At 68.9% G+C, this 15,406-nt stretch carries 14 protein-coding genes; 7 read left to right on the forward strand and 7 right to left on the reverse strand.

The features are described 5' to 3' along the window. Positions 1 to 82: 82 nt before the first annotated feature. Positions 83 to 1,330, reverse strand: a complete 1,248-nt coding sequence (locus ACFW0G_RS37460; RefSeq protein WP_378330245.1) for a lipase family protein — start codon at positions 1,328 to 1,330, stop codon at positions 83 to 85. A 405-nt stretch (positions 1,331 to 1,735) separates the two neighbouring features. Between ACFW0G_RS37460 and ACFW0G_RS37465 the strand changes: the two genes are divergently transcribed. Continuing rightward, positions 1,736 to 1,915, forward strand: a complete 180-nt coding sequence (locus ACFW0G_RS37465; RefSeq protein ID WP_378330246.1) for a hypothetical protein — start codon at positions 1,736 to 1,738, stop codon at positions 1,913 to 1,915. Positions 1,916 to 1,918: 3 nt separating this feature from the next. Here ACFW0G_RS37465 and ACFW0G_RS37470 read toward each other — a convergent pair whose 3' ends face one another. After that, positions 1,919 to 2,740: an SDR family NAD(P)-dependent oxidoreductase gene (locus ACFW0G_RS37470; protein ID WP_378330247.1), complete on the reverse strand. Its 822-nt coding sequence runs from the start codon at positions 2,738 to 2,740 to the stop codon at positions 1,919 to 1,921. 344 nt (positions 2,741 to 3,084) lie between these two features. On the opposite strand from ACFW0G_RS37470, the gene ACFW0G_RS37475 reads away from it, so the two are divergent. Genes ACFW0G_RS37475 through ACFW0G_RS37485 form a run of 3 tightly spaced genes read left to right on the forward strand, consistent with a single transcriptional unit; the run spans position 3,085 to position 5,650 of the window. Continuing rightward, positions 3,085 to 3,759 carry a response regulator gene (locus ACFW0G_RS37475; RefSeq protein ID WP_378330248.1) on the forward strand — a complete coding sequence of 225 codons (675 nt, stop codon included), beginning with the start codon at positions 3,085 to 3,087 and terminating at the stop codon, positions 3,757 to 3,759. Continuing rightward, the gene (locus tag ACFW0G_RS37480) at positions 3,756 to 5,168 is read left to right on the forward strand and encodes an ATP-binding protein (RefSeq protein ID WP_378330249.1); all 1,413 of its coding nucleotides are present in this window, start codon (positions 3,756 to 3,758) and stop codon (positions 5,166 to 5,168) included. Before ACFW0G_RS37475 ends, ACFW0G_RS37480 begins: the two co-directional genes overlap by 4 nt. Beyond that, a complete protein-coding gene (locus tag ACFW0G_RS37485; protein WP_378330250.1) occupies positions 5,165 to 5,650 on the forward strand; it encodes a hypothetical protein in 486 nt (161 codons plus the stop codon). Before ACFW0G_RS37480 ends, ACFW0G_RS37485 begins: the two co-directional genes overlap by 4 nt. A 135-nt stretch (positions 5,651 to 5,785) precedes the next feature. Here the strand turns inward: ACFW0G_RS37485 and ACFW0G_RS37490 are convergent, their stop codons facing one another. From ACFW0G_RS37490 to ACFW0G_RS37500, 3 genes are all read right to left on the reverse strand, one after another. Then, on the reverse strand, positions 5,786 to 7,015 hold the full coding sequence (locus ACFW0G_RS37490) for an alkaline phosphatase (RefSeq protein ID WP_378330251.1): 1,230 nt from the start codon (positions 7,013 to 7,015) through the stop codon (positions 5,786 to 5,788). A 134-nt stretch (positions 7,016 to 7,149) separates the two neighbouring features. Continuing rightward, positions 7,150 to 8,775, reverse strand: a complete 1,626-nt coding sequence (locus ACFW0G_RS37495) for a hypothetical protein (protein ID WP_378330252.1) — start codon at positions 8,773 to 8,775, stop codon at positions 7,150 to 7,152. A gap of 316 nt (positions 8,776 to 9,091) precedes the next feature. Then, positions 9,092 to 10,132, reverse strand: coding sequence for a cation diffusion facilitator family transporter (locus ACFW0G_RS37500; RefSeq protein WP_378330253.1), 1,041 nt, complete (start codon positions 10,130 to 10,132; stop codon positions 9,092 to 9,094). A 38-nt stretch (positions 10,133 to 10,170) separates the two neighbouring features. Here ACFW0G_RS37500 and ACFW0G_RS37505 point away from each other — a divergent pair, with 38 nt between their 5' ends. Together ACFW0G_RS37505 and ACFW0G_RS37510 are read left to right on the forward strand one after the other, a co-directional pair. Beyond that, entirely contained in the window at positions 10,171 to 10,542 is a 372-nt protein-coding gene (locus ACFW0G_RS37505) for an ArsR/SmtB family transcription factor (protein ID WP_378330254.1), read from the forward strand. Between the two features lie 50 nt (positions 10,543 to 10,592). Continuing rightward, positions 10,593 to 12,158: an LCP family protein gene (locus ACFW0G_RS37510; protein ID WP_378330255.1), complete on the forward strand. Its 1,566-nt coding sequence runs from the start codon at positions 10,593 to 10,595 to the stop codon at positions 12,156 to 12,158. Here the strand turns inward: ACFW0G_RS37510 and ACFW0G_RS37515 are convergent. After that, the gene (locus ACFW0G_RS37515) at positions 12,155 to 13,648 is read right to left on the reverse strand and encodes an MFS transporter (protein ID WP_378330256.1); all 1,494 of its coding nucleotides are present in this window, start codon (positions 13,646 to 13,648) and stop codon (positions 12,155 to 12,157) included. The genes ACFW0G_RS37510 and ACFW0G_RS37515 overlap by 4 nt on opposite strands. Then, positions 13,645 to 14,577, reverse strand: coding sequence for an SDR family oxidoreductase (locus tag ACFW0G_RS37520; protein ID WP_378330257.1), 933 nt, complete (start codon positions 14,575 to 14,577; stop codon positions 13,645 to 13,647). Before ACFW0G_RS37520 ends, ACFW0G_RS37515 begins: the two co-directional genes overlap by 4 nt. Positions 14,578 to 14,664: 87 nt before the next feature. Here ACFW0G_RS37520 and ACFW0G_RS37525 point away from each other — a divergent pair, with 87 nt between their 5' ends. Continuing rightward, positions 14,665 to 15,249: a TetR/AcrR family transcriptional regulator gene (locus tag ACFW0G_RS37525; protein WP_378330258.1), complete on the forward strand. Its 585-nt coding sequence runs from the start codon at positions 14,665 to 14,667 to the stop codon at positions 15,247 to 15,249. Positions 15,250 to 15,406 lie beyond the last annotated feature (157 nt).

The following is a 15,406-nucleotide window of genomic DNA, read 5'->3' on the forward strand; positions in this document are numbered from 1 at the left end:
ATTTCATGTGTCTAGTTTGGACACTTTGTCTGGTCCGGCTCGGTGTCGGGATCCGGCTCGCGCCGGACCTCGACACCGGTTTTCAGAATGCGCCGCAATTGCTCGTGGCGGGCTTCCCTGCCAGGCGGTCGGCGATCCAGTTGGCGGCGTTGCCCGAAGCGCCGAACGCGGCGAGCGCGTGGGAGAGCACCGGACTGAAGGAGGGCAGGTCCTTGAACTCGACGTTCGCGCCCTTGCCGCACCAGTCCTTGGCCATCTGCTTGCCCTGGGGGTAGGGCACGATGTCGTCCATCGGGGTGTGCTCGACGAGCACCGGCGCGGCGGGCTTGAGGTTACCGATCTTCAGGTCCTCGACCACCGATTTGAAGGGTTCCTCCGACAGATAGGCCGAGACCGGCCTGCCGTCCTTGGTCAGGGTGTTGGTCTGCTTGAAGGCGAGCTGGAAAATGGCGTCCATCGTGCAGATCTGGCGGGCCTGCAGGAATAGTTGCGCGCCGGTGGGGTTGGCCAGATCCAGCATATGTGTTTCGGGGTAAGCCGTATTGATGCCGATGAGCGCGAATCCGAGGAAACCGGCCGCGTACGCACCGTCGAGACTTTTGGCGAGTACGGCCTTGTCCGCCGGTGCGGCACCCGCGTAGGCGCCATTGAGGTCGAGTTCCGGCGCGTAGTCCGGCGCCATTTCCACCGCCGCGGCGGAGGCGCCGCCGCCCTGGGAATAGCCGACGATACCGATCGGCGCGTTCTTGTCCAGCCCCGAATCGGGCAGCCGCTGCGCCGCGCGGACGACGTCGAGTGTGGTGTGTGCCTCCGAGCGGCGCATCACGTAGGTGTGCTCCATGTTCGGCGTGCCGAGGCCCTCGTAGTCGGTCTGCGCCACGGCGAAACCCTTTTGCAGCAACGCGTTCACGAACTGCGTCTGCACGTTCGCGATGATGTCCGCACTGCCCTCGCCCGCGATCGTCTTGGACACCGCGCACTTGTCGCCCATTCCCGACGTGAACGGCGCGTAGGCGACGATCGGGCGCGGTCCCTGGCCCGTCCACGGCGCCGTCGGCACGATCACGGTACCGGTCACCGGAATCGCCTTGTCCTTGGTGTCACGGGACAGGTACATGATCCGGGTCGCCTTGCCACCGTTGAAAGCGGATGGCTGCGACTTGATGACGTCACCGTTCTGCCCCGCGGGAAGCGGCGAAGGTGGCGTGTAGAACGCTTCGTCCGCCGTCGCGGGAGCTGCCGCCGCGACCGTGACCGCGGCCGTCATCACCACCGCGGCCGACAAAACCGAAACGACCCTGCCGAAACGAAGTCGAGCGGAAAACCGCATAGCTTCTCCAGTGAACGCGCTATCGGACAGAATTCCGGGAAATGACGCCCGTATCGGCAAAGAGTTTCGGCCGGGGCCACGAAGCTGTCAAGGACGACCCCGCGACCCCGGCCGAAAATGGCATGCCGAACAGAGCCCGGATGCGCGTTTTTAGCATCGGCGCGCGAGCGGACGGCTTCGGCCACCGGTCAGTGCGGTCCCACGAAAAGCGGCGTCAACATCACCCGCGGGAGCGTCAAGGGTTCGTGAGAACCGCTACGCCGGGTGGGCTCCGCGGCCGCATGCTGGGCGGCAACCCCGCTGACACCTATGAAGAAGGCGATGCATGAGCGACGCTTGCGAGCGAATGATGGATATCATGCGCCAAAAAGGATCGAACACTGTCTCGCGGAGCGAGGCGATCGCATGAGCGACCTGGCCTATTCGGTGATGCTGATCGCGTGTTGCGTGCTGTTCGCACTCGTGCTGCGGTTCCTGCAGTGGTGGCTGAACACCGACCGCCGGCCGGGCACGCGCCCGGCGTCGCGCCGCGAGGGCGGCGAGCCGCGCATGGAGCACACCCCGTACCGGCGGCCGGTGCGCTGAGGCTCATCCCCGGCGCTGTTCCACCAGGGTCAGCTTTTCGCTGAGCTTCCAGAGCTTCTGGACGGCGTCGGGGTCGACGGCGGCAGCCGCGGCCTTGGCAGGCAGGCGGCCGTCGTAGTAGCCGCCCGCCAGCACCTTGGCCCCGGGATCGGCGAGCCGGGCGACGACCTCGGCGCCTTCGGTGACGGGACGGCCGCGGTAGCTGTAGTGCTGGAGCATCCCGGTGGCGACGATGCCGGGATGCACGCTGACGGCCTCGCGGACCTTCGGCCGGAACTCGGTCAGCGCGGTGGTGAACATGGTCAGCGCCAGCTTGGACTGCGCGTACGCGGCGCCACGGTTGTACCGCCGCTTCCAGTTGAGATCGGCCCAGTTGATCCGGCCGCCGCGATGCAGTGACGAGGACACGTTGACCACCCGGCTCACCGGCGAGGCGTCCAGCCGGTCCTCGAGCAGCCTGGTCAGCAGGTACGGGGCCAGGTAGTTGACCTGGAACGTCGCCTCGTGGCCGTCCTTGGTGATCGTACGGTTGCCGGTGCCCGCGACACCCGCGTTGTTGACCAGGACGTCCAGGCGGCCGAACGCCTGCGCGACCGCGGCGGCCATCTCGGCGACCTGCCGCAGATCGGCGAAGTCCGCGACGACGGGCTGGAGACGCCGTGCGTCGACGCCGGAATTCACCAGTCGCCGGCAGGCGTCCTCACCTTCTTCGCGGGTGCGGGCGTGCGTGATCACCGTGGTGTCGCCGGTCGCGAGCAGCCGTACCGTTTCGTAACCGATGCCGTCGGTGGTTCCGGTGACGAGAACCGTGGGGTTTTCGGGCATGCTGTTCCATCCACAATGGAGTGAGCGCGCGGGGAGCCCGCGCGGGAATGGGCAGGACTCAGCTGCCGGCCGGTGAATCGCCGGGTTCGGTGGTATCGCCGACCGGCACCGGATCAGGCGGCCGGTCGTCGTGGCGCACGCCCCACGCGTGCCCCCGTACGAGACCTCTGCCCATCCTCCGATGGAATCCAGCCCGGCGTGCGGGGGCAAGAACCCGCGGCCCGAACTTACGGATTCCTAGCGAACGGCGCCGCTGTCCGCGTCCGGTACCGGCTTCGTCCTGGTTGTGTCGCAATACCCCGCCTCCCCGGGCGATCTCGCTGACCAGCGGCGATAATCGGAGCGTGGCTCAGGTGCTGTTGATCGAGGACGACCCGTCCATCCGCCGGAGTCTCGGCATGGCGCTGGGCAAACACGGCCACGACGTCAAGGCGGTCGAGACCGGCGAGGAGGGCCTGCGCGTCTCCCGTGCCGAGCCGCCCGAACTCGTGGTACTCGACCTGATGCTGCCCGGGATCGACGGGTTCGAGGTCTGCCGCAGGCTCCGCGCGGACGGGCCGGTGCCGATCATCGTGCTGACCGCCCGCAATGACGATTTCGACGTCGTCGGCTGCCTCGAAGCTGGCGCGGACGACTACGTGGTGAAACCCGTGCGGCCGCGGGTGCTCGACGCGCGGATCAAGGCCGTGTTGCGTCGCGGCACGCCCGAACCCGCGGGCACCGAGCAGCACGCCGGCCTGACCCTCGACCGCGCGGCGATGACCGTCACGAAGGACGGCGAACCGGTATCGCTGACGCCGACCGAACTGCGTGTCCTGCTCGAACTCTCCCGCTCCCCCGGCCGGGTGCTCAGCCGGCAGCAGCTGCTGGAATCGGTGTGGGAGCACGACTATCTCGGTGACTCCCGGCTGGTCGACAACTGCGTGCAGCGGCTGCGCGCCAAGATCGAGGCCGATCCGGCGTCGCCGGTCTTCGTGCAGACCGTCCGCGGTTTCGGCTACCGGTTCGGCCCGGTATGAGCCCGCGGTGGCTGACCGGCCTGCGTGTCCGCCTCGTCTTCGCGTTCGTGCTGGTGACGGTCCTCGGCGCGGTCACGGCCGCCTGGGCGAGCTACGCCTCGACCAGCACGTCGCTGGTGTCCGAAGCCGAGCAACGCGCCGGCGACGACCTCCGGCACCGGGTCGGCGCGCTCACCGCCGACCTCGCCGACCCGCCCGACCAGGCCGCGCTGGACCGGCTGCGTGCCGCGGCCGGCGCGCCCGCGCTGGTCACCTACCACCAACTGTCCTCTTCGGACGGCGGCGAGGTCGGCCTTGTCTCCGCCGACCTGCGTGCCGCGGTCTCCTCCCGTGACCAGCTGGTACGGCAACGCGTCGCCTCGCCCACCGGGCCGAAGCTGGTGCTCGGGACCCCGGTGACGCGGACCGCGCTGGACGGCACCCGGTCGCTGTCGGGCATCGAGGTCTACGCCGTCCGCGATCTTTCCGGGGTCCAGCAGCAGATGGACGCCTCGGCCAGTGCCGCCGTCCTGACCAGCGCGCTGGCGCTGCCGCTGGCGATCCTGCTGGCGCTGCTCGCCGCGCGCGGGGTGCTGCGGCCGGTCCGCGAACTGCGCACCACCGCGCGCCGCCTGGCCGCGCACGACCTCTCCGCCCGGCTGCGCGTCCGCGGCTCGGACGAACTCGCCGATCTCGCGGGCACGTTCAACCACATGGCGGCCGAGTTGCAGGACTCGGTGGCCGAACTGCGCCGGCTGGAGGCCGACGCGCGCCGGTTCGTCGCCGACGTCTCGCACGAGCTGCGGACCCCGCTGACGACGTTGACCGCGGTCGTCGAGGTGCTGGAGGACGAGGCCGGGGCGATGTCACCGGACGCGCGGACGTCGACACTGCTCGCCGTCGAGGAGACGCGAAGGCTGACACGGCTGGTGGAAGACCTGATCGAGGTGTCCCGCTTCGACGCGGGCGCGGCGCGGCTTCGGCTGGAGGGCGTCGAACTGCGTCAGGCCATTGTGGACTGTCTCCGCTCGCGCAGCTGGACGGACCGAGTCGGCCTCGACGCCCCCGAGCCGATCACCGCGGTACTCGACCGGCGTCGTTTCGACATCGTGGTGGCGAACCTGGTGGGAAACGCGCTGCGGCACGGCGCGCCACCGGTGCGGATCCGGCTGCGGGCGGACGAACGGGAGGCGACGGTCGAGGTCGTCGACCACGGTCCCGGTCTGCCCGGCGATCTGGCCTCGCACGTGTTCGAACGGTTCTACAAGGCGGACGCGGCGAGGACGCGGTCCGAGGGCAGCGGGCTCGGCCTGGCGATCGCGGTCGAAAACGCGCGGCTGCACGGCGGCGACATCGAAGCGGGCAACGCGCCCGGCGCCGGTGCCCGGTTCGTCGCCCGCTTTCCCCTGCGCCCCAAGGAGGACACGTGACCCGGCGAGTGTTGGCAGCGGCTGTCCTCCTCGCGACGCTGACCGCGTGCGGTGTCGAACCCAGCGGCGTACAAGACGGCGGCAAAGCTCCGACGGGCGTCGCACGCGGCGTGACGCTGTACTTCGTCGACGCCGAAGGCGAGCTGGTGCCGAGCCCTCGCCCCACCCAGCGGCTCGGCACTATCACCGACGCGCTCAACCTGCTGGTCGCCAGCAGCAGCTCGTCCCAGAGCGATGGCCTGCACTCCGCGTTCGCCTGGCAGAGCGCGCTCGGCCGCAGTCCCCTGGTGACCGAATCCGACGAGCTGATCAGGATCAACCTGCCGCTGGCGAAGTACGAGATCGCACCGCTCGGCGTCGACCAGTTCGTCTGCACCGCGCTCGGCGTGCACCGGCAGGCCGGGAAGCCCGCCGCGAAGGTCGTGGTCACCTACACGATAGGCGGCGACACCGAACCGCTGAGCTGCCCGGTGCTCCGCTGACCCCTGCTCACGGCACGTGGCTCATGGGGTGTGACAAGGGGGTCCCTGGGTGCGGTGGATGCACCCAGGGCGTCCCTCGGACCGGCCGCGCACGGGCCGACAGCTTTCGCCCGGTGTCCCCAGTGCTCGACCCCATCACAACCCGGCCGCGTCCCGCATGACGTGGTAGACGTCGGTGTTCTCGACGATGCCGCCCAGCCGCGCGGATCCCGGGCCGCTCGCGGTGACCGGCGTGTCGGCGCCCGAGTGCTCGTTCGTCGTCCAGTCCACAGTGAACTTCAGCTTCGAGCCGGGGACCGGGAACGGACCGTCCTCGCGGGCGTGTTCGGGCCCGGTGTTGGAGCTGTCGTAGTTCTCGATGCTCAGCCCGCCGGTCTCGTGATCACCGCCGATGATCACCAGCGTGTCGGGGTGCGAGCGGACGAACCGCATCACCTCGGCCACGGTCTCGTCCAGCGCACGGCCGGCGTCGATGACCGAATGCGCGTTGTTCTCGTGGGACATCCCGTCGATGCCTTCCTCCTCCAGGAAAAGGAAGAAACCCTTCGGGTTCTGGGAAAGCGTGTCGAGCGCCTTGCGCGCCATCTGCCGCAGCGGCACCTTCGGCGCGTATTTACCGACACCGTCCGGCCCGTAGTCGACCATGTCCTCGTTCGCGAACAAGCCGAGGATCCGGTTCGCGCGGGTATGGGCCAGCTCGTCGGCATTGCGCACGTAGGTGTAGCCCGTCCGCTGTGCCCGCTCGACGAGGTTGCCGTACGGGCTGCGGCTCTCTTCGCCCGGTTTGTCCGGCCAGACACCGGGATTCCCCTTCGGGTACCACCAGTCCTCGCCACCGCCGAGCAGCACCTCGGGACGGCTGTTCTCGATGTACTGCTTGGCGATGTCGCTCTGGGAATCCCGGCTCGGCACGTGCGCCGCGAACGCCGCGGGCGAGGCGCCGGTGACCTGGGCCGTGGTGACCAGCCCGGTCGCCTTGCCCGCCTTCCTGGCGCGTTCCAGCACTGTCTCCAGTGGACGGTCGTGGACGTCGACACCGACCGCGCCGTTGCGGGTCTTGTGCCCGGTCGCGAGCGCGGTGGCCGCTGCCGCCGAGTCGGTGACGACCTCCTCCGGATCGTCCGGCGCGGTGCGGACCAGACCCGTCACCGGGAGCTTGTTCATCTCCAGCTCCCCGCGTTTGCCCACGGTGGCCAGCCGGATGAGATCGCGCTGCCCGAGCCCCATCCCGTCACCCTGGATGTAGATGATGTTCTTCGCCAGGCGGGCACCGGCGGGTGCCGCCTCGGTCGTCTGCGCGACGGCGACCGTGCCGCCCCCGAGCACCACCAGCACCGCCGCCGCGACCAGGCCACGCTTGCGCACATCGCCTCCCGATCAGGTCATTAGTTAGGAACCTTTCCTAACATAGACTTAACGGGAAAGCGAGACCCTGTCGGCGGACGGCCTGGTCAGCACACCTCCGCAGCCGCCTGCGTGCGGCACGCCGCCAGTGACCGTCAGGGGCAGCCGCAAATGCTCTTCGCCTCGACACGCAGGCTGGATGTCACATGCTCGGAGCGGAGCTTGCCGACCACGATCGCGGCGTTGTGGCGGATGGCCTCGCTGCTTCCGTTCCGCATCGCGGATACGAGCTTCTGCACCTGGGAGTCGCCAAGCGATGGGCCGAGTTTCCGCAGTTCCGCCATCGCGTCCTCGATGTCGCTCAGGTTTGTTCCGCCCAGCCGGTTGACGAGGCCGGTGACGACGGCGTCGAGCTTTTGGTCGACCTGGTGGCCGAGGCGGGCCGAATCGGCATTGAGCGCGGCTTCCTTGGCGCGCAAGGCATTGGCGAGGCTGGTGGCCTGCGGTGTGGCTTCGCCGACCGGCCCGGAGACGTCGGTTTCGGCCACGACGGTGGCGGCTTCCTGTTTCACGGCCGCGTCGGCGTCCGACGGCGGGCGGTGCAGCAGGAATGTCAGCACGCGGTTGTAGGCCCGCTCGAATCGGTCTTGAAGGGACTTGTCAGTGGCGGCCTTGACGACGGATTGGACCACCGGTTGCAGGATCGGGATCGCGTCGGTGACTGGTTTGAGCACGTTCGCCACCTGCTCGGTGAACAGTTTCTCCACGTGGAGAACGATTTTCCGTTCGCCCTCATGGATGATCTCGGTCGCGGGCTCGGGCTTGACGGACGCCGACGCCACCTTCGCGGCGTCGATCTGGTCGAGCGTGACTTCCGCGGGCGGGGCCGTTGCCTCCTTCGGGGCGCTGACGGTCAATTCGGCGGGCAGGTTGGTCACCTGCCGCATCCGAGACGTCTCGTCCTGTACGGTTCGGTCTATCGCACTGTCGCTGACACCATTCTTCTCCCGGGCCGTACCGGCCTGGCTCCCCAGCTGGTTCGCCAAAGTGTCGATGACGTTCAGCCGCGCCATGGCGTCCCGGTAGTCCTGCGGAAAGGCGTTGACGACCTTGCCGTACAACATACCGGCGACCTGCTGCGACATTTTCGCGTCGACCGTCTTCGCGACCTCGGCGTAGCCTTCCTGGTGAATCTTGATCCGGAGTCCCAGGTCCGTGCTCGGAACGCCGAGGTGCATACCGAACAGGGTCAGGGCGGCCAGTGTCGCCAAGGCGGTGGAAATAACTCCACTGCCCTTGCTGTAGAGGTCCACCAGCCAGTACAGCGCTTTGCCCATGCCGACCCGCACCTTGCCGGGGCGACGGCCCGCCAGCAGGAAACTGCTGAGCAAATAGGTCAGGATCAGCAGGCCGAAGACTTGCGGCCCGCTCAGTTTCAGGTGGTCCGAGAAGAATCCCGAGACGCGTTCGAAGAACTGTTGCAGGCCGATGAGCTGACCGATGCTCAGCGAGCCGCTGAACAGGGAAACGTAGCCGGCCAGCAGGACGTAGCAGGCAATGGCGATACCGGCGGGTATCAGGTAGAGAATTCCGGCATCGCACAAATAATACCGGAATCCGGAATCGGCGGGCGGACCGGATCGCCCTTCCCGCCATTTGGTGACGATGACCCCCTTGGCGCTTCTGGTGTACCGGCGGCAGAACAACAACAGCATCCACGCGACCCCGAGCAGCAGCGCAACCCACCGCGAGCCGGTACCCAGGCCCAGCAGGACCACCACGGCTACCAGCAGGTGCAGAGCCGTCCGCCGGAAAAGCAGCCTTACCCGCAGCCGCGGACCGCCGGGAACGTCGAGCAGCGTTCGATTCCGCACCCCGGCCGGTATCCGGACCCGGACGTACGGCGGCCCATCGGGGTCCGCGGGCATCGTTATGTCCTTGACCACCGGAGCCCTGGTCTGCCACGGATAAAGCTCGACGTAGGGGACCGTCTCACCCGCGAGCGCGTCCTCGGCAGCCACGACACCGGTGTACCGCAACCAACCGCCGAGCACCAGGCCGCGCACCTCATCCGGCAGTGATGGCAGACAGCGACGGTCAGCCGAGCAGCGCGTGCGCCTGCTGTGCCCCGGTGGCCGGCTCGGTGTGCACGACCGCGGCGGCCAGCCGCGGTACCGCGTGCACCAGGTGGTACTCGACCGCGTGCGCGAGCCGATGCGCCGCCTCGACGGTGAGCGTGGGCTCGACGGCTACGGCGAGTTCTGCCCGCAACGTGTGCCCGGTCCAGCGCATCCGCAGCTGGCTCACCCCGGCCACGCCGTCGACGTCGGCGGCGGACCGCTCGGCCAGCTCCACGGTCGCCGGGTCGACGGCGTCCATGAGCCGCCCGAACACCTCCTTCGCCGCGTCACGGAGCACGAAGAGGATCGCCACGGTGATGAGCAGTCCGATGATCGGGTCGGCCAACGGAAATCCCAGCGCGACCCCGCCCGCTCCGACGACGACGGCCAGCGAGGTGAAACCGTCGGTGCGCGCGTGGAGGCCGTCGGCGACCAGCGCCGCCGAACCGATCCGGCGGCCGACCGAGATCCGCCAGCGCGCGACGAGTTCATTGCCCGCGAAGCCGATGACCCCGGCGAGCGCGACGATCCACAGGTGCCCGACCGGTCGCGGATCGATCAGCCGCAGCACCGCCTCGTACCCGGCGAACACCGCCGACGCGGCGATGATCAGCACCACGATCACCCCGGCGAGATCCTCCGCGCGGCCGAGCCCGTAGGTGAACCGGCGGCTCGCGGCCCGCCTGCCGAGCGCGAAGGCGATCCCGACCGGCAACGCCGTGAGTGCGTCGGCGAAGTTGTGGATGGTGTCGCCGAGCAGCGCGACCGACCCGCTCAGCAGCACGACCACGAGCTGCGCGGCCGCGGTGGCGAACAACGCCGCGAACGACCACACCAGCGTCCGCATCCCCTGCCTGCTGGCTTCCAGCGCGCTGTCGAACCGGTCGGCGCTGTCGTGGCTGTGCGGTGTGAACGCGTGAACGAGCGCGTGGCGCACCCGCGACCACCGCGACGCCGGGGCGTGACCATGCGCGTGCCCATGACCGTGTCCATGAGTCTGGCCGTGCTGCGAACCCATACTTGTGAGAATGCCCTGCCCAGGTCCATTATGCAACCATGCACGCGCATGTTAACGCGGGCTCGGCGACGCGGCCCGGCCATCCTGCCGACCAGCGGCAACTCGACCTCGCCGCCGAGATCCTGCGGCATCTCGCCGACCCGACCCGGCTGCATCTGCTGCACCTGCTGACCACCGAGCAGGACGTGACGACGCTGACCGAACAGGTCGCGGCGTCCCGGTCGTCGGTCTCCCAGCACCTGGGGCGGCTGCGGCTGGCCGGGCTCGTCCAGGTCCGCCGCGAGGGCCGCCGCATGCTCTACCGGATCACCAGCGACCACCTCACCGGGCTGGTCGCCGAGGCCCTCGGCTTCGCGGCGCACACCGTGCACGGCATTCCGCACCACGTTGCCCCGCCTGCCGAAAAGTAGGCATTCTCACGCCGTGCAGCAGCGACCGGGACATCGGCGTCTAGGGAGGCGTGAAGCCCAACGCCCGGAATCCGCGTCTCGCCCGACGGCGCCGCCAGCCCGCCCACTCCGCGGGACGCGTGCTGGTCGCCCTGCTGTCCGTGGTGACGCTGGTGGTCACCGGGTTCTTCTGGAACGCCTTGCGGCAGGCGCAGGGACTCGGCGCGTCCAGCGCGATCTCGGGCGAGGGCAAGGCGCCCGACGGCTCACAGAACATCCTGCTGCTCGGGCTCACCACCCGGAAGGACAAGAACGGCCAGGACCTCCCGCCGAACGTCCTGAAGGCACTCCACGCCGGGAATGGCCTCGACGCCGAACATTCGCCCGATCACCAGGATCACACCGGCGGCTACAACACCAACACGATGATCCTGCTGCACGTGCCCAACGACGGCAGCAAGGCGACCGGTATCTCGATACCGCGCGACGACTACATCACCTTTGTGGACGGCCCGCTGCTCGGCGCCAGGCAGGGAAAGATCAAGGAAGGCTACGGCTGGGCGAAGGAACAGGAGCAGGAACGCCTGTACGCCCAGGGTGAGCGGGACCCGGCGACGCTGGAGTTCAAGAGCCGCGAGGCGGGACGCACCTCGACGATCAAGAACGTCGAACACCTGCTGAAGGTCCACGTCGACCATTTCGCCGAGGTCAGCCTCGCCGGGTTCTACCACCTCGCCGACGCGCTCGGCGGTGTCGACGTATGCCTGAAGGAGGCCACCAAGGACGACGCCTCCGGCGCCGACTTCCCCCAGGGGCCCCAGCACCTCAACGGCGAGCAGGCGCTGGAGTTCGTCCGGCAGCGCAACGGCCTGCCCGGCGACGACCTCGGCCGCGAGTCCCGCCAGCAGGCGTTCCTCGCCTCGGTGGCGAGCACCCTGAAACGGGACGGCGTCTTCGGCAGCCTTACCGACCTGCAGAAGCTGCTCACGGCCGCGGAAGAGGACGTCGTCTACGACAAGGGCTGGAACATCCTCGACCTCGCGAAACAGGCGAAAAACCTCAATCCCGCCAACATCGTTTTCCACACCCTGCCGGTCGTGAAGGCCGACAAGATCACGCTGGGCGGGCAGAGCGTCGACATCAACCGTATCGACATCGGCCAGATCCAGGCCGCCGTCCAGTCGTGGATCAACCCCGGCCAGTCCGCACCCGCGCCACCCCCTTCCCCCGCACCGTCCGCCAAGCCCATCGGCTCCGGGTCCACTGTGGACGTCCGCAATGCGTCCGGTGTGGACAATCGCGCCGCCGAGCTGGCGAACACGGTGGCGGGGCAAGGGTTCACCAAGGGCGATACGTCCACTGTGGCCACTCAGCCCGAATCGCATGTGTACTACGGAAAGGGCGCGAAGGCCGACGCCGACGCTTTGGCCGCACAGCTGGGTATCTCCGCGGTCTCGGCCAGCACCGCCGCCTCGGCGGGACATGTCGCGGTGTACCTCGGCACGGACTACCAAGGCCTCCCTGCCGCGCTGGGCGGCACTCCCGCAACACCGTCCTCCGCGGCCGCGCCGCCCACGGAGGGTTCCGTGAACGGCGCGGTCCGGGGCGACCCGAACAAACCGCAGTGCGTCTACTAGATCGCGCGCCGACCGGCCCGTACCGCTCCCGCGATGACCACGGCGCCCGCGAGCGCCGTGACGACGCTCGCCACGCGTAGCGCGGTGTCGGCGCCGGTGGTGAAGGCGTCGACGATCGCGGCGCGGTGCGTGGGTGCCACGGTGAGTGCCTGGGTGATGGTGCGCGGGATCGGCTCACGGTCGCGGAGAATCGCGGGCAGGTGCTGGGTGAAACTCGCGGTCAGCACGGTCCCGACGACCGCGACCCCGAGCGCGCTGCCGAGTTCCCGCGTCGCCGATTGGAGGCCGCCCGCGACACCGGCCTGTTCGGTGGGCAGTGACGCGGTGAGTTCGGTCGTCAGACAGGGCATCCCGAGCGCGAGGCCGATGCCGATGACCACGAGCCAGGCCGCGTAGACGAAGTACGGCTGGCCCGCGGCGGTCGACAGCCCGTACAGGCCGACGGCTCCGGCCAGGAAGGCGGCCGCCAGTGTCGCCGGGATACCGATGCGCTTGGCCAGATCGGGAACGTACCGCGAGCCGAGCAACACCGGCAGTGGCAGCGGCAGAATCCCGAGTCCCGCCTGCAACACGGAATAGCCGCGGCCGTACTGCAGGAGCGAAGCGTTGACGTAGAACAGCCCGAAGTTCCCGAAGAACATGACGAGCATGCCGAGGGCGGCGCTGCGCAGCAAAGGAATGCGGAACAGCCGGGGGTCGAGCATGGGGTGCGGAACCCGCAGTTCGACCACGACCCAGACGGCACCGAGCGCGGCGCTGAGCACGAACGCGGTGACGACGACGGCACTGCCCCAGCCCTGCTCCGGCCCCTCGATGATGCCGATGAGCAGCGCCACGGTCGCGGCGACGAACACCGTCGTGCCCGCCGGGTCGAGGGTGCGGGAATGACGGCTGCTGCGGGGGGCGACCAAAGCCACCCAGAGTCCACAGAGGACCGCTATCGGCGCGACGGCGACGAAGAGACTTCGCCACGAACCGGTGGCCAGCAGCGCGCCACCGCCGACGTTCCCGATGATCCCGGCGACGCCGGTCACCGCGGCCCAGGTCGCGAGAGCGCGGCCACGCCGTTCGGGAGCGGTCGCGTGCACCAGCACCGCCAACCCGTTCGGCAGCACCAACGCCGCCCCGATCCCGGTGATCGCGCGGCCGAGCAGCATGATCGGCACGTTCGCCGAGATCGCGGAAATCCCCGCGCCCACAGCGAAAGTGCCGAGCCCGGTCAGCAGCACACCCTTGCGCCCGAACCGGTCGCCTGCCGCGCCGGCCGGGATGACCAGGCAGGCGAACACCACGATGTAGGCGTCGACGATCCACAGCAGCTGCGACGAACTCGGACGCAGTCCGCTCGCCGAGATCATCGGCACCGCCACGTTGATCGCGGCGACCAGGCTGATCACCAGTACGGTGCACGCGGACACGCAGGCCAGTACCAGTCCCGGGTGCCGCGACGACCGCGCGGGGTCCGGTGCGATCGCGGGCGAGGTTTTCATTCCACTTCCTCTCGATGGGTGTGCGAAGACGCCTCAGTCACGGCGTAAGCGCCCGCGTCGATGTCTTCGACCAGAGTCGGCCCGGTGGGAGTCCAAGCGAGCAGTTCGCGGGTGCGCTCGCTCGACGCGCTCATGTCCAGCCCGAAGAACCGGCCGATGAACCCGAAGTGCCCGGCGGCGTCTTCGGGGGCGACCGACGTCACCGGGACGTCGAGCGAACGCCCGATGGCCTCCGCGATCGTCCGGATCGTGACGGCCTCTTCGGCGACCACGTGCAGCCGTGATCCGGCGGGTGCCTGTTCGAGTCCCAGCCGGATCAGCCGAGCCGCGTCGGAGCGATGCACCGCCGACCACGCCGTGGAACCGTCACCGATGTAGGCGGAGACACCGCGGCGCCGTGCCGCGGCCACCACGGAGCCGATGAATCCGTGGTCCGCCATGCCGTGGACGCTCGGGGCGAACCGTGCGCTGATGACCCGGACTCCGCGATCGACGTATTCGAGCGCGAGGTTCTCACCGCCGCCTCTCATCGAGTTCAGGCCCACGGCGGGCGATACATCCGTCTCCATCGCCGGACGCCCCTTGGCCAAACCGGCGAACGCGGCCGCGAGCAGAAAGGGACGCTCGGTGCCGACGAGCGCTTCGGCGATGGTCTCGATCGCGGCCCGCTCGGTGCCGTTCATCACGGCCGGGTTGGCCCAGTCGTGCTTGTTCGCCAGGTGAACGACGGCTTCGGCGTCGGCAGCCCCGCGACGGAGCACGTCGAGATCGTCGAGGTCCCCGCGAAGCGCCTTCGCGCCCTTCGCGACAAGCGACGTCGCAGCCGCCTCGGACCGAGCCAGGCCGACGACCTCGTGCCCGGCTCCCAGCAGGTCGTCCACGGTCGCGGAGCCGATCCAGCCGGTCGCTCCGGTTACGAACACACGCATGGGCGTGACCTCCTTGATTAGTTTCGAGTCACCGTGCCTCGAAACCGTAACACATAACGAGACACAGTGTCTCGGTATAGTCGAGCCATGCTTGACGAGGAGCGAGGACGAGTCGGCCGGCCGCGGAGCGAGCGAGCGCGGGCGGCCGTGCTGCACGCTGTCGACGATCTACTGCTCGAAGTCGGCTACGCGGCCATGACGATGAAAGGCATCGCCGAGAAGGCGGGCGTGGGCAGGCAGACCGTGTACCGGTGGTGGTCCACCAAGGCGGAGATCCTGTTCGAAGCGAGCGCGGCCGACGCCTCACACGAACTCGCCGTCGACCCCACGGGCGATCCCCTCGGCGATCTCACGGCCTATGTGGACGCCCTCGTGCGCTTCCTCACACACTCGCCGGCGGGCGCCGCCTATCGGGCCCTCCTCGGCGAAGCACAACACGACTCCGCCGTCGCGGATCTGCTCGCCTCGAAGGACATTCTCGGCGACAGCGCCCGAGCCGTGGTCGAACGAGTCGTACGGGACACCGGCTCGATCCCCGTCGACCTCGCCACCGCGTTGCTGATCGGACCGACGTTCTTCTGGATCACGAGCGGACGCGACCCCGCGCGCCTGGTGGCACGGGAGCTGGCCGGGACCTTCCTGCGCGAAGTCCAGACCCGCTCGCCGCGGTGAGCTTCGGCCCGTGAAGTTTGTGGTGCCGTGAAGCATTCGGCGGGTCCGGGATTGTGCGACCTGCGGGATGTGTGCTGCTCGCGGGACGCGACTGTCTCCTAACCCAACATGGATAACGTCAACATCCGCACCACAAACCTAACGTACACGTGCCGCA

It is taken from the genome of Amycolatopsis sp. NPDC058986 (assembly GCF_042741125.1).
Lineage (GTDB): Bacteria > Actinomycetota > Actinomycetes > Mycobacteriales > Pseudonocardiaceae > Amycolatopsis.